The organism is Pseudomonas sp. SAS7 (assembly GCF_052112345.1).
Taxonomy (GTDB): domain Bacteria; phylum Pseudomonadota; class Gammaproteobacteria; order Pseudomonadales; family Pseudomonadaceae; genus Aquipseudomonas; species Aquipseudomonas putida_Q.
On record NZ_JBEGGO010000009.1, the window covers coordinates 1 to 18774 of the forward strand.

The window sequence follows — 18774 nt, forward strand, 5'->3', positions numbered from 1 at the left end:
GGTACAGCACATGACTTGCATATTTCTGCAAGAGCAGCTGCCCAGACAAAAGCTCGCAATGCGGACGCGGTTCAATGCCTCATGCGCTGGCTGACACTGGCCGCGGTGTACGTACACCCCACAGCCAGTAGCCCAAAGACAGAAGGACCAACCAGCCAACCCCGACATACATGGCGGTGCGGCTGGCCGGGAACCAACCAAGAACACCAAAGATGAACACCATGAACGCGATCGCGCAAGCCGGCCCTACCGGCCACAGCGGCACCCGATAGCCCAGTGCAGCAACCTCCTCCTTACTCATGCCGCGCCGCATGGCCACTTGCGATAGCAGGATCATCAACCAGACCCAGACAATGGAGAACGTGACCACCGCGGCAAGCACCAGGAACAAGTCTTCTGGCACCAGGTAATTCAATACCACACCCAAAAGCAGAGCGACGCCCATCACTGCAACCGTCATCCACGGCACACCGAAACGCGACAGTGATGCGAAGCCGGCAGGGGCTTGGCCGTTTTGAGCCATGCCGTACATCATTCGCCCGGCGCTGAATATGTCGCTATTGATGGCGGATACCGCAGCGGAAATTACCACGATGTTCAACACGGTTGCCGCTGAGCTGATGCCAAGGCCACTGAAGATCTGAACGAATGGGCTCCCGTGGCTGCCAATGCTGGTCCAGGGGTAAATGGCCATGAGCACGAACAGGGTAAGGATATAGAACAGCAGAATGCGCAGAGGCACCGAGTTGATGGCCTTAGGCAGCACGCGCTTCGGGTCCTTTGCCTCGCCTGCGGTAATGCCGATCATTTCGACCCCGCCAAAAGCGAACATCACAACGGTGAACGAAGCAATCATCCCACCGATGCCATTAGGGAAGAACCCGCCGTGGCTCCACAGGTTCGAGATGCCGGCAACAGTGCCTGCCTCGTCATTCAACTGGATACCCAACAGCAGCACGGCCCCACCCGCTACAATCATGGCAACGATAGCGGTCACCTTCAGCAACGACAGCCAGAACTCCATCTCGCCGAACACTTTCACGCTACACAGGTTCAACGCCCCGATGAAGAACACTATTCCAAGCACCCAGATCCAGGCGGGTGTTTCCGGGAACCACAGCCCCATGTAGACGCCAAACGCCGTCACGTCTGCCAGGCACACCACCAACATGGAGAACGCGTAGCTCCAACCAGTCAGAAAGCCAAAATAGCGGCCCAGGTATTGGCTGGCGTAGTGGCCGAACGAGCCTGACACCGGGTTATGAACTGCCATTTCGCCAAGGGCGCGCATCATCATGTAAATGGCTGCACCCCCTATCAAATAGGCGAGCAACACTGATGGCCCTGCCAGTTTAATTGCCGATGCCGAGCCATAGAACAGCCCCGTACCGATAGCAGAACCTAATGCCATGAAGCGAATATGCCGGGTAGAGAGACCCCGCTTCAGCTGTTGTGAAGATTGAGCGCTCATAGATACCTTCTTGATTTTATTATCAGGTCCGCACAACGCAGATGCTGTGCGTTTTAATCAGGCACGCATTTATTCAATCATCAAGCTCTGGGCCACAGCACCGGGAACAACTCATGGTTCATCTGGGCACCGCTCGCCAATTGTGCTTCGAGCCCGGGGAACTGTGGTGAAGTTTTCCACTGGCGCGGTGCGTGAGTGATGTCGTCGCCCAGGAAACGCACCGAGAAGGCACGGCGCCGGCGATTGCCCCCGACACCTCCCGAAGCGTGCAATGTCAGCATGTGGAAGAACACGGCGTCGCCCGGGGAAAGCTCCCAGCCGAGGATGTTCCAGGCGCTGCGATCGGCCTCGATATCCGGCAAGTCGGCCAGGCTGCCTTCCGGAAACCATTGCGCCTGGCTGTCGAGGAAGCTGCGCGGCATCAGCCACGGCCCCAGGTGCGAGCCTCCTACAAACTCAAGGGTGGACTCCCTGGCAACGGGGTCGATAGGCATCCACATGCTGCAGTTCTGGCGCCCATCGATGTTGTAGTACGGCTGGTCTTGGTGCCAAGGCGTGCGCTGGCGCGTGTTGGGCTCCTTGACCAGCAGATGATCGTGATAAAGCCGGGCTGTTTCGCTGTTCATGAGTTGAGCGGCAACGCTACCCACCCGGCTTTCGAAGATGAACTGGCGATAGGCCGCGATATCGCCCCAGTTGCAGAAGTCCTCGAAGAACCAACCCGGGTCATCGGGGCGGCTCGCCACTTTGGCGCGCTCGCTGGGGGTTTTCAGGTTCTGTTCGATGCCGGTTTCGAGCAGTGCAACTTCCTCGGGCGTGAACAGATTACGTACGCAGACAGCACCATCACGCTGGAAAGCTTCGATGGTTACTTCGCTGAGTTGAAATTCGGCGGACTGTTTCATAAAGCACCCTTTGGTCTTTTTATTGGGCAACAGCACCACTGCCAGAAGTTAAGCGGGACAAGCAGGGTGCACGGCGAGTATTGCTTTTCGGCACCAATAGGAAAAGAATATATTTCCTAATCCGGAGTATAGGAAAAAATGATAGGTTTTTCGTTCCGGCAGTTAGAGTACTTCGTCGCCGTGGCCGAACACGGCAGCATCAGCGCTGCTGCGAGAGCCCGCCACGTTTCACAGCCGTCGGTATCGGTCGCTATTGCCCAACTTGAAGAGGCGTTGAATGAGCGGCTATTCCGGCGCCAGGTCAGCCGAGGGCTGGAGCTGACATCAGCGGGCACGCGTTTGCTGGCCCAGGCCCGCGATATCATTGGCATGGCCATCGCCATGAATCAGAACACCGATACGGCGCAAGGCTCGCTTCGCGGCAACCTGTCGCTTATCTGCTTTCAGGACCTCGGCCCTTATTACGCGCCGCGGCTGCTATCGAGCTTTCGCAAGCAGTACCCCGATGTCGAGGTAACACTGTTCGAAACGGACCTGGCAGGCGTGCACCGCCACCTGAGCGCCGGTAAAGCAGAGCTTGCGCTTACTTACGACATAGGCCTTGATCCCTCGCTGCCGCGCCATGTACTGGCGGAGTTGAAACCCTACGCGCTCATCGCTACAGACCATCGCCTGGCCCACCTGGCAGCGATACCGCTGCATGAACTGGCCCAGGAATGCCTGATTCTTGAGGACATCGCACAAACGCGTGAGTATTTCCTTTCACTGTTCTGGGCGCACAACCTGCAACCGCGCGCACAGCAATACACTCAGACCTTCGAGATGCAACGAGGCTTGGTCGCGCATGGCTACGGGGTTGCCCTGTCATGCACCCGCCCCGCCGGCGACCACTGCTATGACGGTACACCGCTGCTGTGCCGACCATTACTGGAAGAGGTGTCACCGCAGAAAGTGGTGCTGGCCCAGTCAGGCGCCATGCACCCGTCGCCGGTAGCTGAGGCGTTCAAGGGTTGGGTGACTCGGGAGATAGCAGGCGCTGTTAGCCGCGAGCCCGCCCACTGATCAAAACACCGACCACCCAATCCGTGAACTCAGCAACTCCAGCGCCGCCATGCCCGCGAGGGAGTTGCCCGCAGCATTCAACTCGGGGGACCAGACGCATACGGTAAATTGCCCCGGCACAATCGCCACAATGCCGCCACCCACGCCGCTCTTGCCTGGCAGCCCCACTCGGTAGGCGAAATTACCGGCTTCGTCATACAGCCCGCTGGTGGCCATGATCGAGTTCACCTGCTGGGCCTGGCGCCGGGTAAGAATTTGCTCTTCGCTGTGCTTGCAGAACCCGTCGTTGGCCAGGAAGCAGAATGCCCGGGCCAGGTCCAGGCAGTTCATTTGCAGCGCGCAGTAACTGAAGTAACTGCGCAGCACCGGCTCGACCTCGTTATGGAAGTTACCAAAAGACTGCATCAGGTAAGCCATGGCAGCGTTGCGCGCGCGGAACTGATATTCCGAATCGGCGACACGGGCATCGATCGAAATGTGAGGGTTGCCCGACAGCCGTCGAACAAAATCACGCATCGACAACGTGGGTGCTGCGAAGCGTGACTGGTTGATATCGCAGATCACCAACGCCCCCGCATTGATAAACGGGTTGCGCGGGCGCCCGCGCTCGAACTCCAGCTGCACCAACGAATTGAATGGCTGGCCTGAAGGCTCATGGCCAAGCCGCTCCCAAATGGCTTCACCTGAGTGGCCTATTGCCTGAACCAGGCTGAACACCTTGGAAATACTCTGCACCGAAAAAGGCACCCTTGCGTCGCCTGCGCAGTAATGGCTGCCATCGTTGCTATAGACCGCGATGCCCAACTGCTGCGCCGATACGTCGGCCAGCGCAGGGATGTAGTCAGCCACTTTGCCCTTGCCGATCAAGGGGCGTACTTCTTCAAGAATCTCGTTCAACAGCGTTTGCATGAAAGGCCCTGGCTCAATCCCCTTTAGACGTCGGTAAGGGGTCGCATGCTTGACGAAGACTGAGCGGCATAGATCACACATTCGGCAAGAAACGCATGTGCACCATGTAGATTTGCAGCGCCCATGACGAACACCTGGGCCTTCATCTACCGGGCATATTTCTTGGCCCCGGCCACACAGATCACAGCCCCCAGCGTCACCACAAGCATCATCCAGCTGACGCGCTCATGCAAAAGCAACGCTGCCAGACCAAGCCCCATGAACGGCTGAACCAGTTGCAATTGCCCCACCGCTGCAATGCCACCCTGCACGAGCCCTCGATACCAGAACACAAACCCGATCAGCATGCTGAACAGTGAAACGTAACCGAAGCTGAACCACGCAGGGGCGCTCACCTTGGCGAAGGCATCCGGCGCTGGGAAATTAGCGATCGTCAGCAGCAGCATAAACGGCAACGCCAGAAGCAATGCCCAACTGATTACCTGCCAACCACCCAACGTGCGCGACAGACGCGCCCCTTCCGCATAACCCAACCCACACACAACCACCGCCGCCATCATCAGCAGATCGCCCACCGCCGACGCCTCTCCCCCATTCATCAACGCATAGCCAACCACCAGCCCAGCACCTGCCATCGAAAACAACCAGAACAGTGGCCGAGGCCGCTCACCGCCCCGCAAAACGGCAAACCCTGCGGTGCAGAGTGGCAGGAGCCCGACAAAAACAATGGAATGGGCGGAGGTGACGTGCTGGAGGGCCAATGCCGTCAGCAGCGGAAAGCCGATAACAACGCCAAGCGCGGTTAAAGCCAATGACGACAAATCACCACGTGAAGGGCGTGGCTGGCGTAGCACGATCAAAAAAAGCGCACCCAACAAGGCGGCAATGGTTGCCCGGGCACAGGTCAGAAACGTAGGTTCGAAGGCCGCCACTGCCACACGGGTTGCCGGCAACGATCCCGCAAAGATCGCGACGCCTATGAAGCCGTTGATCCACCCGCTTGTTGATTTTTCCATCGGTACATCCTCGATAAGCCAAGGTTCAGTACACCACTGACAGGCTCAGCAAGGCCACGTACAATCCAATACAGTTAAACCGAACTGTTATGCATATGAATCCAGCACAGTTGAGGGTGCGATGAAACGTAACTGCACGCGAATTCACACTGTCATGGCTGAAATCCAGTCCAGGATAGCCGCTCGAACCTACACACCAGGCGCAAGAATTCCTTCCGTCCGCGCCATGGCGCAGACCATGCAAGTGTCGGTTTCTACCGTGCTTGAAGCCTATGAACGGTTAATGGCAGAAGGTGTGCTCAGCTCTCGCCCTGGCTCCGGCTTTTACGTAGCCGGGCCAGCGGCGCCACTGGCACTGACCGAACTCGGCCCCAAACTGGATCGTGTTGTCGACCCGCTGTGGATCTCCCGCCAGTCGCTTGAAACCGCCGGCGATGTATTGAAACCCGGGTGCGGGTGGCTTCCTCCCTCCTGGATGTACGAAGCTGGCATGCGTAAAGCGCTCCGGGTCGTTGCCCGTTCTGACACAGAGAAACTGGCTGAGTACGCATCACCGCTTGGCAGCCCGCCCCTTCGGCAATTCTTGTCGCGGCGGCTGGCTGGCATCGGCACCGAGGCCGCTCTTGAACAGATCATGCTCACCGAATCCAGCACGCACGCCATCGACCTGATTTGCCGTTTTCTGCTGGAACCGGGCGACACTGTGCTGGTGGACGACCCCTGCTATTTCAACTTTCACGCACTGTTGAAAGCACACAGGGTAAAGATTGTAGGCGTACCCTACACGGCGACGGGCCCGGATATCGATGCCTTCGGCGCTGCCCTGCTCGAACACGCGCCCCGGTTGTACATAACAAATTCCGGCATCCACAACCCCACCGGGGCCACCCTGTCGCCGGTCACGGCGCACAGGCTGCTAAAACTGGCCGACGCTTCTAGCTTGGTGATCGTCGAGGACGACATCTTCGGGGATTTCGAGAATACGCCCGCGCCACGCCTATCTGCCTTTGATGGCCTCTCTCGCGTCATCCAGATTGGCAGCTTTTCCAAAACCATCTCCGCTTCGGTGCGATGCGGCTACATCGCTGCCCGTGGTGAATGGATCGAGAGCTTGGTCGACCTCAAGATTGCGACTACATTCGGCGGTGGACGCTTGGCCGCAGACATCATCCATCACGCTATTACCGATAGCGGCTACCGAAAGCACATGGAGAGTGTGCGCCTTCGGCTAGCCGAGGCAATGGACAGGACGGCAACCAAGCTTCAAGCCATCGGTATCAAGCCCTGGATAATGCCCCAGGCAGGCCTGTACCTCTGGTGCCAGCTGCCTCAAGGCAAGGATGCAGCAACGCTGGCCAGGGCCTGTTTGAATGAAGGTGTAGTACTGGCGCCCGGAAATGCGTTTAGCCAGTCGATGACTGCAGGCGATTTTCTCCGTTTCAACGTTGCGCAATCGGGTGACGCCAGAATCTATGAAGTGCTGAAACGCGCCCTGAATGCTTAGTCGCGGGCCCCATTCTGCGCCCCGGGCCAGGTAACCGCCTGCGCAACGATCACATCTTTGCCATTGAACGTGAGCGCAGGTCCGCCATGGAGTTGATATCCCAGCTTCAAGGCATCACTGACCCTATGGCAAAACGAAGCGTCATCGGGGCCAGTCAGCACCCGGTAAATCGGCAGCCCATCCGGTGGTTGAGTCATCTGTTCGGTCCTTGAAGAAGTCGGTGAGTCCTCCAAGAGTACTGGTAACTGCCGGGCTACGGCTACACGTCCTTTCACTCCCAACCTTCTCAGACCTGATGCTGCAGACAGCGCGGTGCACGGCACCGGCTTCGCCGGTGTTCGCGGCCAAGGCCGCTCCCACAGGTAAAGGGTAAACCCGAAGCCTGCACAATACCTGTGGGAGCGGGCAAGCCCGCGAAACAGGCGACGCGGTCCAGGCTGCGGCGCTGAGCGCCCCCACAAGTAAAAGATGAGCTCGAAGCCTGCACAGTACCTGTGGGAGCGGGTTCACCCGCGAACACCGGCGAAGCCGGTGCCGTACACCGTGTCAGATTCTGAGCAGTGCATGACCGGAGACCCTTCACACCGTAAACCGGGGACATGGTTTACACATTTGAGCCTAGGACGCGCGCCCAAGCCAAGCGCCTCGCTCCCAATTTGGTTATCCTGCCCAACAGCCCCGAGCGGCCGCCTAACAATAAGTCATGCCTTGTCCCCAGGGAGTACAGCATGGAATTCTGGCCATTACGCCCCTCCACTACCGACTTCCGCCTCCCCATCGAGCAAACCGCCACCCTGCTCTCGCGCACAAGCGAACGCCACGGCAAGCTGCTGGCCGCCGACATGCTGAAACTGGTCAGCGCCCAAGTCCCCTTGGCCCAATGCACCATCTTCGCCTACAGCCCCAACCGCAGCCCGCAGATCATTTCGTTCGCCGACCGTGCGCGGATGATCGAGCTACCCAGAATCTCCAGCAACTACGCCGAACGCTTCTACAGCATGGATGGCAACCAACAGGCAATGACCGCGCGCCCTGCCCTGTCGACCGCCGACCGCATCATGGTGCAACGCCAGGCCATCGAAGACATCGCCCACCGCGACTACCGACGCATCTGTTACGAGCTGCCGCAAATCTCCGAACGCGTCGCCTTGCTGACCCATTGCGAAGGCAACCGCTGGCTGTCGGTAAACTTCTACCGAGGCCGCGAGCACGGCCGCTTCTCACCCAACGAGATCAACGTCATCGAAACAGCCGCCCCGCTGATCGTACAAATCTCACGCCTTCATTACCGCGCCTATCTCGAAGCCAATGAGATGCCAGCACTGCTCAGCGAGCGGGTTGTCAGCCTGTACCCGGAACTGACCCGGCGTGACCAGGAGTTGCTGCAACTGATGCTGGCCGGCTGTGAGGTAGAGGCCATCAGCGCAAGTATGGGCATTCAGTTGTCCAGTGCCGCCACGTATATCAAGCGGCTGTACCGCAAGCTGGGTATTTCGGGGCAGCGTGAGTTGCTTGCGCTGGCTACCCAGCGCAAGTGGCCTGGCCAGGTGCATTAACGCTAGCCAGCGGCCTTGCAGGCACGCCTCTGAGCACCTGATGAAGCTGGCAAGGCAGCCCCGCTTCGGCCACAATCGGTCGCTTGGTACACGCTGGAAAGCACTGCATGCTCACTACCCTCGCCATCGGCAACTACCGCTCGATCAACCACCTGGTACTGCCGCTGGGCCAACTCAACCTGGTAACTGGTGCCAACGGCAGCGGCAAATCCAACCTGTACAAGGCCCTGCGCCTGCTGGCCGAAACCGCCCAGGGCGGCGTGATCGAAGCCCTCGCCCGTGAAGGCGGGCTGGATTCGACTTGGTGGGCCGGCCCGGCAACCAGCGCACGGATGAAGCGCGGCGAAGTGCCCATCCAAGGCCAGCACCCGAGCGAAGCCAGGCGCCTGCGCCTGGGCTTTGCCACCGAGGACTTCGGTTTTGCCATCTCCCTCGGCCTGCCGATTCCCCTGCCGTATCCGACCGCGTTCATGCTCGACCCTGAGATAAAGTGCGAGGCCATCTGGGGCGCTGGTGCCTATCGGCCCGCCTCCTTGCTGGTCGAGCGCAAGAACGCCATGGTGCGGGCCCGCGAAGGCAATGGCTGGGCAGTGCTGGATCAGCATGCTGACAGCGGCGAGAGCTTCTTCAACATCGTCGGCCGACCCCGCCAGGCGCCGGAGATTGGTGAGCTGCGTGCGTTCATCAACAGCTGGCGGTTCTACGACCACTTTCGCATCGACCGCGACGCGCCTTGTCGACAGCCACAGCTGGGTACCCGGTCGCCAGTGTTGCATCACGACGGCCGCAACCTCGCTTCGGCGCTGCAGACCATTATCGAGATAGGTGATGTCGAAGACCTGGTAGCGGCGCTGGACGACGCGTTTCCCGGCAGCCGCCTGGCGATTGATGCACCGCCGGGCGGGCTGTTCAGCGTGCGGCTACACCAGCATGGGCTGCTGCGCCCGCTAGGGGGTGCTGAATTGTCGGATGGCACCTTGAGGTACCTGTTGCTGATGGCAGCGCTGCTGACACCCCGCCCGCCGTCACTGATGGTGCTGAACGAACCGGAAACCAGCCTGCATGCCGACCTGCTACCTGCGCTGGCCCGCCTGATCATCCGCGCCTCGCAACGTAGCCAGGTGTGGGTGGTGTCGCACAGCAAGCCGCTGATCGACGCATTGACCGCGTGCGACGGGTGCAATGTGCTGGAGCTTGAGAAGCACCACGGGCAAACGCAGTTGCGAGGGGTCGGTTTGCTGGACGAGCCACTGTGGCGATGGGTGGACTGACCACGGCTAACCAAGCCTCAAACCCCAAATACCAAGCCATGCACCGCACCTGTAGGAGCTGGCTTGCCTGCGATGGGCCGCAAAGCGGCCCCATTGGCCATAGCTGTCCGACCTCAGGCTCGGCCCCACCCCGGCCCACTTCGGAGATACCCTTAAGGCCTCATCAGCGGCTCAATCCCAATCCATTTCTTCACCGGGTGATAGCAGAGCTTCAGCGGCGGAATCTCCACCTTACGGCCCTGCACATCCAGTGCCCCCAGCTGAATCGTCCATTTTGAGTTCGCATCAAACTTGTCCGTCTGGAAAATCACATACGCCGAGCCATAGCGCTTGTTGTTGGTCATCTTGGGAATCATCCGGTGCACTTCATCGCTGTTGATGTCGTACGGCGATGGCCGGGCGGTCTTCTCATTCACCAACGGAAAGTCGTAGGTCTCGTTGACGCCCACGTATACCTCGGGCCGTGCATTCAAGCGCGAACCGTCTTCAAAGGTAATGTAGGCCTGACGGCTGTCGTACAACACCGGTATCGGCGGCTCGCCACGCTTGGAATCAATCGACGGGCGCTGACGGTCTTTGTTGTAGGCGACCATTTGCACATAAAATTCCTGCCGCGAGTACTTCTCGCCCGGGTACTGCACGTACAGGGCTTGCTTGTAGGACTTGTCGCCCCATAGGGCGGCGTGGTCGTAGAGGTAGGTTTCCAGGTAGAGGGTGGTCTCACCCTGCGGCCCCGGCACCTTGAACTCGAACTCGGACTCGCAGAGGTCCGCGTAGGCGGCACGTTCGCGTTTCCAGGGGACGCAGGCGGTTAACGAGGCTACTGCCAGCACTAGCATGAGATAGGTGATCCGTTTCAGGTTATTCATGACCTGCCCTGGTCGAGATGAGAGTGGGTCAGTTTCGAGGGCCGAATGGCGGAAGTCCATGCTGCCCCTTTGCCATTATCGCGCTACAGACAGCAGACCGCGCAGCCGCTGTGGATATGACCACAAAGCCGCAAACGGATTTGCTAAGATCGCGGCATTTCCGCTGGGTGAACTGCATCCTCACCCAAGCCATTTGTAGCCTGCTGGAAGACCCGATGAACAAATTGATCCTGCCTTTCGCCATCTTCGTTAGCGTCCTCCTCACTGGGAAAATCGCCGAGCATTACGGCCTGGAGGGCAGCTGGAAAATCGGCCTGCTGTGCCTCGTGGCAGCTGCCGTCCAGATCGCTGTTACCCGTTTTCAGCGCTACCAGCGGCAGAAAGCCCAGCTGTAAAGGGCGCGAGGCCCCGCTAACGTCGCTCGTTGATCACGTTCTGGGGACTTTTCTTTCACCCAATTTTCACAGTGGCTTAGGCAGTATCAAGCTATCCCTACGTGATAGTACTTAGCCCGCCTCGGCGGGCTTTCTTTTGCCCGCATGTTTCCTGTCGACGTCTTGAGGAACGGCAGCGGGTCGAAAAATCAGAAATAACCCCTTCCTTGTAGGCCGTTTCCCAAAGATACTCCTCGCGCCTGTTTTTCGTTGCACATGGAAATAGTCAGCCCTAGTCTCGACCTGTCGCTGCCAATTCAGCGACCGGTTTTGACAGACCGCTGACGTTGTCCTCATGTGCTCGCTTTCATGGCGGCTGTACGTGTGGGCACCTTCTGGTGCGCCGAGTGCCAACGTCTCGGTCTGTCAACCCGCGTACAGCTGCCACCATCTTGTTTGACAGCAAGGTTGAGGTAGCTCCACTTTCCGACGTTGGAGTTTCACCATGCTCAAGATCGTTCCAGATCCACCCCACAAGACTCTCTGCCTCGAAGACACCCTCATCGAAGCTTCGGATTACGCGCTTTGCGCTGCGACTGTCGTGCGTCAGGCAATGCTGCTACAGCCAAAGTCTCCAGCCTCGATTTTGATGATGACCTCCATGCATGAACTGGAGACGCTGCGGGCTTTACTGGAGTCCGCAATAGCCCAAGTGCAGATGCCCCCTGAGCCTGGGACTTCGCACTGAAGCCCAATTGATGTGTTGCCCAGGCACCCAAACGTCTGCAAGCCGAGCCTCCACATGGATCTGAGCCATGTAGCAGATCGTGAAGCCTACGCAGCACTTGTAGGAGCTGGCTTGCCGGCGAGAGGCCAGCCCAGGCACTAGAGATTTCGGGGAGATTGACCAATGTCCACAGAAGAAACCAAATTCACCGTCGGCAAAACCACCTTCTATCAGGGTGAGAACCAGACCCATCCGCTGTTTCGCATTGAAGCCGGTATCCCTTGCCAGAGCGCGCGGGAACAGGCATCGGAGCTGATGGGGTATGCACGGGATATGACCTTGGATGGCTTGATGGAAGACAAGCCACAGCTGATTTGGGCTTCGCACTACCTATGCGCTTTGGCCAAGGCGCTGATGGATGATGCGGAACTGGGCATGATGCGCTGATTTACTCATGATTGACTGAATGCCTTCAAAACCCAATGCGACTCCCGGTTTTGAAGGCGAACCATAGACCTACCCCTACCCCTACCCCTGTTTCGCTAGCTGTGACCCACCCGAGGGTTCACCAACCATCATAGTTCCAGCTGATTTGCGCTCGTAGTCCTCCCGAACGCATCCTGTGAGTCACGCAGGCGCCGCAGACGTAGATCGAAATAAACACGCCAATCACTTGCGGCTATGGGACGAGGGTACCTCAGGCTACCTCTGAATACTTCCTCGCCTAACCCACAGGCTGACACTGAGAGCGAGACCTTTCCTTTTTTATAACGAGCCCATTTCTCAACACAGCTGCGTCCATCATGGTCTAGCTGCCAGTACAGAAAGGAATTTTCCTACACCCTTCCGAATATTTTCTGAAAGACGTATGGTATCGAGGATCTTCAACCGAGGCGAACGATGGCACCATCACTTCGCCTGCGCAGCCCGCATGGAAGCCTCCCGTGATTACCCCATCTACTCCAACGCCAAATACAAATCGACCGTTGGCATCAGAACGCTTGAAGCAAGGCTCCATTTATACTCGAAAAGACCTCAGTGCAATTTATGCTATAAAAGATGCATCCCTCAACAATGGCATATTCAGGCTGAAAGAATATGACTCCGTCTGGTTGTTTATTACCGAGCACAAGACATCAGATAGAACTCCATACGTAGACTCACTGGAAGGTGACACCCTCCATATGCAAGGTCAGCGTTTAGGCAGGACCGATGCACTCATAAAGGACCACCGTCTGCGAGGCCTGGAACTACTTGTTTTCTACAGAAAAGCGAAATACGAACATCCATTTGCCGGCTTTCGGTATGAAGGGATTTTCAACTATCACAGCCATACTGGCAGCACCCCTACTTCTTTTGTATTGAACCGCAGTCAGGCTACGGCTAATGAAGATTTCTCACACGAGATCGGGCGGCAACTGGACAATCAAGGCGATTTCAATCCTAACGACCTCAGAGATGCACGCACACGCGTATTGTCATCCATCGTTCGTCGACGCGGTCAGCCTCAATTCAGAAAGCAATTGCTAGAGGCCTATCAAGGACGATGTGCAGTCACAGCCTGCCCACTACAGCAGGTACTGGAAGCCGCTCATATTCATCCCTACTTAGGCGCTGAGACGAACGTCGTTTCCAATGGACTACTCCTCAGAACAGACTTGCATACTCTATTCGACTTGGGATTGTGGTGGATCAACCCAGTGAGCTTGCGCATCGAAATATCCGAGGTGCTGATGGGCGGCGAATACGGTTCGATTGAAGGTCGATCGTTGGCTTTACCAAAAAATGAGTCAGAGCACCCAAGCCGGTCGGCGCTTGAGTTCAGACGCAGCGCTATTGCTAATCGATAGTGGTCCTCAGTCGCAAGATTCGCCTCAGAAACTGCTAGACTCGATCCGAAGTAAGCGCTCCATGAACCCCACATTCAAAGCGCTTACCTCATCCCCGATGCTGTGCTCCCGATTTCTTTCTGGAGCTCGCCGACCATGATGCGACCTGACGCCAAAGTCGAAAAAGTGTCCCCCTCCCCCAAGCCCGTCGACTTCCGAAAGTCCATCGATGGCCTGGCTGCGCTGGTCGAACTCGATATCAAGGTGGCGGTGTTCGACCCGGTGCTTTTCGTCTTCCTCAACAAGCCGCGCAACCGCGTGAAGATCCTGTATTGGGAGCCGAACGGCTTCTGCCTCTGGCTCAAGCGCCTGGACTCCGAACGGTTCAAAACCTCACCCGATCCGACTGACGTCGCCATTGTCCTGACCGTTCAGGAACTGAACTGCAATTAACGACCTCGTAGATGATCCCGGTCGCGACTGCCACGAGTATCAGGTCCACCCCGGCCTGCATCCACTCGTAGCCGTCATAGTGAGGCAGTTGCCCCAGCAGCCGGCCATCGAGCTTCTTGGCGATACCGGGCGGCAGTGGCTTGCCCCCGGCCAGGTTTTTCTGGATGCCAGGTGGCAAGGCGGGGCCTGGGCTCCAGTAGCTGCGGTGACCGCCAAGGATGCCGAGCACATCACCCCGATCGATGGATGGCCCGCCATGCCAATCCGCATCGCCAGAACCGGGCTTTTTACCCCCCGCATTACCTTGCGCCCTACAGCGTGGTTGGCATACCTCGCCGGTCCAGCTCGAACACCTTGGTCCGCCGCAGGCAGTCCCGCAACCACTGCGCCGCCCTGCCCGGCCGGCGCTTCTGGTGCCACAGCAGGTCCACGCCCACCAGCCAGTCAGTATGCGGATAGGCCTCCAGCTGCAGCTCGATGAGCTCCCCCGAACCAAGCTCGCGCTGCACCAACTGCCGCGGCAACGTCGCCCAGCCCAAGCCACCGCGCACCATCTCCACCAGCGCCAGGTAACTCTCGGCCTGCCACACCTGCGCGGCGCGCAAGTATTCGCTGCTGGGCAGCTTTTGGGCGTGGCCGAAGAACGCCAGGCGGCGGTGGGCATGCAGGGCAGCGAAGGGGCAGGTTTGCAGCTGCGCCAGCGGGTGCCTGGCATGGCAGACGTGGGCCATGATCAGCTTGCCCAGCTGCTGGAAGGCCAGCGTCGGCGGGTAACCCGGCTGGGAAAAAGCGATGCCCAGGTCTGCCTCGCCCTTGTGCACCATTTCGCTCACATCGCCGTGCACGGGGTGGCGAATCAGCAGGTCGACAAAAGGGAAGGCCTCGTCAAACGCTTTCAGCGCCGGGATCAGTGAACCGTAAGGCACCTCGATGGCCAGCGTGAGCGCGGGTTCCGCCTGTTCCGCCAAGCTGTCGGCGCTGCCCTCCAGGGCATAGCAACGCTCAAGAATACCTTCCGCCCGCAACAACAATTTATGGCCAGCCGCAGTCAATGCGGGGATGCGGCTGCTGCGGTCGAACAGCTCCACGCCCAGGTCGGCCTCCAGGTTGCTGATCGCCGCACTGACCGTCGACTGAGTACGCCCCAGCCGCCTGGCTGCGGCTGAAAATGACCCTGCCTGCACCGCTGCGACGAACACCTGCAATTGCTCCAGCGAAAAGCGCATCTCCAACCCCGCATGGTGACGTGAACCATCGATGCTAACGATGGTTACTCATTTGTTCCATCGCTTGTTTCGCAGGATTATCACCCTCGACAACGCTGGCAGCTGCCCGTGCTTCTCTGCACTGCGTGTCACTCCAGGCGCCGAAAACAACGAAAAGAGCCGCACCTACAGGAGATTCACGCCATGAGCCCAACCCCGGTCCACGCTGTGGACGAAGTGTTACCGCTGCGGCAGCTGTTCACCTTTGGCCTGCAGCACGTGCTGGTGATGTATGCCGGCGCGGTCGCGGTCCCGCTCATCCTCGGCAGCGCGCTGGGCCTGACCCAGGCGCAGATCGTCACGCTGATCAACGCCAACCTGTTCACCTCAGGCATCGCCACACTGATCCAGACCCTCGGCTTCTGGCGCTTCGGCGCGCGGCTGCCGTTGATTCAGGGCTGCTCGTTCATCGCTTTGGCGCCGATGATCATGATCGGCAAGCAGTTCGGCCTGCAGGAGGTGTTTGGCGCAGTGATCGCCGCGGGGGCCATCACCATCGCCATCGCACCCTTGTTCAGCCGGCTGCTGCGGTTCTTTCCGCCCGTGGTAATCGGCAGCCTGATCACCATCATCGGCATCTCGCTGATGCCCGCAGCAGCCATCTGGCTGGGTGGCGGCAACCCGGACGCGCCGGACTTCGGCAAGCCCGCCAACTTGCTGCTGGGCATGGCGACCGTGGCCATCACGCTGGTGGTGTACGCACGCTTCTCAGGCTTCATCGGCAACCTCAGCGTATTGATCGGCCTGGTGTGCGGCAGCCTGCTGGCGGCGGCCTTCGGCATGACGCACTTCGGCAACGTCGGCCAAGCCGCGTGGTTCGAGCTCAGCCCGCCGATGGCCTTTGGTGCGCCGCAGTTCTCCAGCGTGCCAATTCTGATCATGCTGCTGGCGATGCTGGTGATCATGGCCGAGACCACCGGCAACTGCCTGGCCATCGGCAAACTGGTCGGCAAGCCCACCGACCAGGCCACGCTCGGCAACGCGTTCCGCGCCGACGGGTTTTCGACCATGCTCGGCGGCCTGTTCAACAGCTTCCCGTACAACGCCTTCACCCAGAACACCGGGCTGATCGCACTTTCCAACGTCAAGAGCCGCTTCGTGGTGGCCGCCGCCGGCGCGATCATGGTGTTGATGGGCCTGTTCCCGAAACTCGGCGCACTGATCGCCGCCGTGCCCACGCCGGTGCTGGGCGGCTGCGCCATTGTCATGTTCGGCATGACCACCGTGGCGGGCATCCAGGAGCTGTCACGCGTGCGCTTCGAAGGCACCCGCAACGGCATCATCGTCGCCGTGTCGGTGAGTATCGGTGTGTTGCCGATGTCGTTCCCCGCGCTGTTCCACCACCTGAGCGGCCCGCTGAAGCTGGTGCTGGAAAGCGGCATCTTCCTCGGCGCCATCGCCGCCATCACCCTCAACCTGCTGCTCAACAACGACAAGGCCACTGGCCCGCACGCCGCCGATGCCAGCGTGGCCAAGTGACCCGTTTTGATGCGCGCCCAACGGCGCGCTTACCACCTGCCTACCCAAGGAGCCGTCATGACCACTTCCAACCAGCCTGCTGCCAGCGGGGTTAGCGCCCTCGACCTGGACCTGCTGCGCCAGTCGATTCGCCTGTCGGAGCAATCCCGCGAACGCGGGCGACACCCTTTTGCGGCGATCGTCGCCGATGCCAGCGGCCGGGTGATCGCCAGCGCCGGCAACAACTCCATGCCACCCGAAGGCGACCCCACCCAGCACGCCGAACTGGTCGCCGCCGCCCTGGCCGCCAAAGCGCTGCCGCCGGAGGCGCTGGCCGAGTGCACGCTCTATACCAGTGCCGAGCCTTGCTGCATGTGTGCCGGCGCCGTCTATTGGACTGGCATCGGCCGCGTGGTGTACGCGCTGTCGGAACACACGCTGCTGGGCTTGACCGGCGCGCATCCGGAGAACCCGACATTCTCCCTGCCCTGCCGCGAGGTGTTTGCCCGTGGCCAGCGGGATGTGTGCGTGCACGGCCCGATGCTTGAGGACGAGGCGGCCACCGCGCATGACGGGTTCTGGAAATGAACCGGGGTGTTTCGATCCATGTCGTCGATATTGCCAGCGGGCGCGTGGCGCAGGGTATGGCGGTGAGTATCGGCGCGGTCGGGCAAGCGCCCATGATTGAAGGTCACGTGGACGAGCGGGGGCTGCTGCCGCAACTGGATGAGCTCAACGAGCGGTTTGCTGTGGGTGTTTACGAGGTGCGCCTTCAGGTAGCGGCGTTTTATCGGGCGCGGGGTGCTGCACTGCCCGACACGCCATTCATGGACGAGCTGATCTACCGCTTTGGCATTGGCGATACCGGGGAGCACTTTCATCTGCCGTTCAAGCTTACGGCATGGGGCGTGAGCTGTTTCCGCGGCGGTGCCTGATACGGCGGGCACGGGGCAGCCTTGAAAGACCAGCGCCGCCCCGCCGCTTCAGCCTTTACTCCGACTGCAGCTTCATCGTCTGCCGGTGCAGCTCGATGAACGGCGCCTCTGCCGGGTCGATCCGGTCCATGCCCGCCGCAATCCGGTGCCAGTACGGGTACTGGGGCGCAATGCGCGTCACCCGCTCGATCTCCTGCTGGTCTTCAGCCGTCAGCACCAGCTCCACCGCCTGCAGGTTGTCTTGCAACTGCTCCACCGTGCGCCCGGCGGTGATCACGCTGGTGATGCCCGGCCGGTCCTTGAGCCAGGCCAGGCAAACCCGCGCCGGCGAACAGCCGTGGCGCTGGCCAACCTCGATCAGCGCTTCGATGATGTCGTACGCACGCTCTTTGTCGTGCACGTAGGGCTCTGGCCAGTCATTGCCCTGGCGCGTGCCGGCCGGCGTCTTGTGCCCGCGCCGCACCTTGCCGGTCAACAACCCCTCCCCCAACGGCCCCCACACCAGGGTGGCGAAGCCTTGGTCCAGCGCCATGGGCAGCAGCTCGTACTCGGCCTCGCGGGCTTCAGGGGTGTAGTAGATCTGCTGGGAAACGGGTTGCTGCCAGCCGTTGAGCTGGGCGCTGCCGAGGGTTTTCATCATTTGCCAGGCGGTGTAGTTGGAGGTGCCGAAGTAGCGGATTTTGCCGCTTTGCACCAGGTGATCCAGGGCCGACAGCGTTTCTTCCACCGGCGTGATGCCGTCCCAGTTGTGGATCTGGTAGAGGTCGATATGGTCAGTGCCCAGGCGCTTGAGGCTGGCTTCGCAGGCGCGGACCAGGTGGTAGCGCGAGGCGCCGCTGTCGTTGGGGTTGTCGCCCATCGGGCTGCGCGCCTTGCTGGCCAGGATGATCGAATCGCGCCGCTGGCCCAGGGCCTGGCCGACGATTTCCTCGGCCAGGCCCTGTGAGTAAAGGTCTGCGGTGTCGACCAGGTTCACCCCGGCGTCGAAGGCCATGTCGAACATGCGCCTGGCTTGGGTTACATCGACGCTACCGGTCTTTTCGAACGCCCCCCGCCCACCGAATGGGACGGTGCCGATGACCAGTTCGGAAACGAGCAGGCCGGTGTTGCCGAGTGCGCGGTACTTCATGGGGATTACCTCCAAATGCGAAAGACTTGGAAGTACCGACG

Annotated in this window: 20 protein-coding genes and 1 pseudogene; 12 read left to right on the plus strand and 9 right to left on the minus strand. The window is 59.8% G+C overall.

From position 1 onward, the window contains the following. Nucleotides 1–79: 79 nt before the first annotated feature. Complete coding sequence (locus tag ABI582_RS15470; protein ID WP_442119632.1) at nucleotides 80–1471, minus strand: amino acid permease; 1392 nt, start codon at nucleotides 1469–1471, stop codon at nucleotides 80–82. Between the two features lie 80 nt (nucleotides 1472–1551). Beyond that, nucleotides 1552–2376, minus strand: coding sequence for a phytanoyl-CoA dioxygenase family protein (locus ABI582_RS15475; RefSeq protein WP_442119633.1), 825 nt, complete (start codon nucleotides 2374–2376; stop codon nucleotides 1552–1554). A gap of 138 nt (nucleotides 2377–2514) precedes the next feature. Between ABI582_RS15475 and ABI582_RS15480 the strand changes: the two genes are divergently transcribed. Further along, complete coding sequence (locus ABI582_RS15480; protein ID WP_442119634.1) at nucleotides 2515–3438, plus strand: LysR substrate-binding domain-containing protein; 924 nt, start codon at nucleotides 2515–2517, stop codon at nucleotides 3436–3438. On the opposite strand, the gene glsB is transcribed toward ABI582_RS15480, so the two are convergent. Continuing rightward, nucleotides 3439–4347, minus strand: a complete 909-nt coding sequence (glsB, locus tag ABI582_RS15485) for a glutaminase B (protein WP_338744453.1) — start codon at nucleotides 4345–4347, stop codon at nucleotides 3439–3441. A gap of 146 nt (nucleotides 4348–4493) precedes the next feature. Then, nucleotides 4494–5363, minus strand: a complete 870-nt coding sequence (locus tag ABI582_RS15490) for a DMT family transporter (RefSeq protein WP_338744454.1) — start codon at nucleotides 5361–5363, stop codon at nucleotides 4494–4496. A gap of 121 nt (nucleotides 5364–5484) precedes the next feature. On the opposite strand from ABI582_RS15490, the gene ABI582_RS15495 reads away from it, so the two are divergent. After that, a complete protein-coding gene (locus tag ABI582_RS15495) occupies nucleotides 5485–6867 on the plus strand; it encodes an aminotransferase-like domain-containing protein (protein ID WP_442119635.1) in 1383 nt (460 codons plus the stop codon). Here the strand turns inward: ABI582_RS15495 and ABI582_RS15500 are convergent. Continuing rightward, entirely contained in the window at nucleotides 6864–7064 is a 201-nt protein-coding gene (locus ABI582_RS15500; protein ID WP_264359814.1) for a DUF1737 domain-containing protein, read from the minus strand. The genes ABI582_RS15495 and ABI582_RS15500 overlap by 4 nt on opposite strands. A gap of 531 nt (nucleotides 7065–7595) precedes the next feature. On the opposite strand from ABI582_RS15500, the gene ABI582_RS15505 reads away from it, so the two are divergent. Together ABI582_RS15505 and ABI582_RS15510 are read left to right on the plus strand one after the other, a co-directional pair. Continuing rightward, nucleotides 7596–8423, plus strand: a complete 828-nt coding sequence (locus ABI582_RS15505; protein WP_442119636.1) for a helix-turn-helix transcriptional regulator — start codon at nucleotides 7596–7598, stop codon at nucleotides 8421–8423. Nucleotides 8424–8530: 107 nt separating this feature from the next. Next, the gene (locus tag ABI582_RS15510) at nucleotides 8531–9694 is read left to right on the plus strand and encodes an AAA family ATPase (protein WP_338744457.1); all 1164 of its coding nucleotides are present in this window, start codon (nucleotides 8531–8533) and stop codon (nucleotides 9692–9694) included. A 152-nt stretch (nucleotides 9695–9846) separates the two neighbouring features. On the opposite strand, the gene ABI582_RS15515 is transcribed toward ABI582_RS15510, so the two are convergent. Next, entirely contained in the window at nucleotides 9847–10563 is a 717-nt protein-coding gene (locus ABI582_RS15515) for a hypothetical protein (RefSeq protein WP_442119637.1), read from the minus strand. 215 nt (nucleotides 10564–10778) lie between these two features. Between ABI582_RS15515 and ABI582_RS15520 the strand changes: the two genes are divergently transcribed. From ABI582_RS15520 to tnpB, 5 genes are all read left to right on the plus strand, one after another. Next, nucleotides 10779–10958, plus strand: coding sequence for a hypothetical protein (locus ABI582_RS15520; RefSeq protein ID WP_019471428.1), 180 nt, complete (start codon nucleotides 10779–10781; stop codon nucleotides 10956–10958). Nucleotides 10959–11442: 484 nt separating this feature from the next. Further along, entirely contained in the window at nucleotides 11443–11685 is a 243-nt protein-coding gene (locus ABI582_RS15525) for a hypothetical protein (protein WP_442119638.1), read from the plus strand. Between the two features lie 162 nt (nucleotides 11686–11847). Further along, entirely contained in the window at nucleotides 11848–12111 is a 264-nt protein-coding gene (locus tag ABI582_RS15530; protein ID WP_003250694.1) for a DUF3077 domain-containing protein, read from the plus strand. Nucleotides 12112–12608: 497 nt separating this feature from the next. Further along, nucleotides 12609–13514 (plus strand): HNH endonuclease, encoded by a 906-nt coding sequence (locus ABI582_RS15535; RefSeq protein ID WP_442119639.1) that lies wholly within the window; start codon nucleotides 12609–12611, stop codon nucleotides 13512–13514. Between the two features lie 135 nt (nucleotides 13515–13649). After that, nucleotides 13650–13946, plus strand: coding sequence for an IS66 family insertion sequence element accessory protein TnpB (gene tnpB / locus ABI582_RS15540; RefSeq protein WP_442119640.1), 297 nt, complete (start codon nucleotides 13650–13652; stop codon nucleotides 13944–13946). On the opposite strand, the gene ABI582_RS15545 is transcribed toward tnpB, so the two are convergent. Both ABI582_RS15545 and ABI582_RS15550 read right to left on the minus strand, forming a co-directional pair. After that, nucleotides 13879–14397 carry an anti-virulence regulator CigR family protein gene (locus ABI582_RS15545; protein ID WP_442119766.1) on the minus strand — a complete coding sequence of 173 codons (519 nt, stop codon included), beginning with the start codon at nucleotides 14395–14397 and terminating at the stop codon, nucleotides 13879–13881. The two genes, tnpB and ABI582_RS15545, sit on opposite strands and share 68 nt — an antisense overlap. After that, nucleotides 14366–15172: pseudogene (locus ABI582_RS15550) on the minus strand (LysR family transcriptional regulator); the annotation flags it as partial. The gene ABI582_RS15545 and the pseudogene ABI582_RS15550, both read right to left, overlap by 32 nt. A gap of 183 nt (nucleotides 15173–15355) precedes the next feature. On the opposite strand from ABI582_RS15550, the gene ABI582_RS15555 reads away from it, so the two are divergent. Genes ABI582_RS15555 through ABI582_RS15565 form a run of 3 tightly spaced genes read left to right on the plus strand, consistent with a single transcriptional unit; the run spans nucleotide 15356 to nucleotide 17604 of the window. Further along, a complete protein-coding gene (locus tag ABI582_RS15555) occupies nucleotides 15356–16690 on the plus strand; it encodes a nucleobase:cation symporter-2 family protein (RefSeq protein WP_338744461.1) in 1335 nt (444 codons plus the stop codon). 57 nt (nucleotides 16691–16747) lie between these two features. After that, nucleotides 16748–17257: a nucleoside deaminase gene (locus ABI582_RS15560; RefSeq protein WP_258652939.1), complete on the plus strand. Its 510-nt coding sequence runs from the start codon at nucleotides 16748–16750 to the stop codon at nucleotides 17255–17257. Then, nucleotides 17254–17604 (plus strand): hydroxyisourate hydrolase, encoded by a 351-nt coding sequence (locus ABI582_RS15565; RefSeq protein WP_416465322.1) that lies wholly within the window; start codon nucleotides 17254–17256, stop codon nucleotides 17602–17604. The genes ABI582_RS15560 and ABI582_RS15565 overlap by 4 nt, the downstream gene beginning before the upstream one ends. Nucleotides 17605–17659: 55 nt before the next feature. Here ABI582_RS15565 and ABI582_RS15570 read toward each other — a convergent pair whose 3' ends face one another. Further along, on the minus strand, nucleotides 17660–18733 hold the full coding sequence (locus ABI582_RS15570) for an aldo/keto reductase (protein WP_442119641.1): 1074 nt from the start codon (nucleotides 18731–18733) through the stop codon (nucleotides 17660–17662). Between the last annotated feature and the right edge of the window lie 41 nt (nucleotides 18734–18774).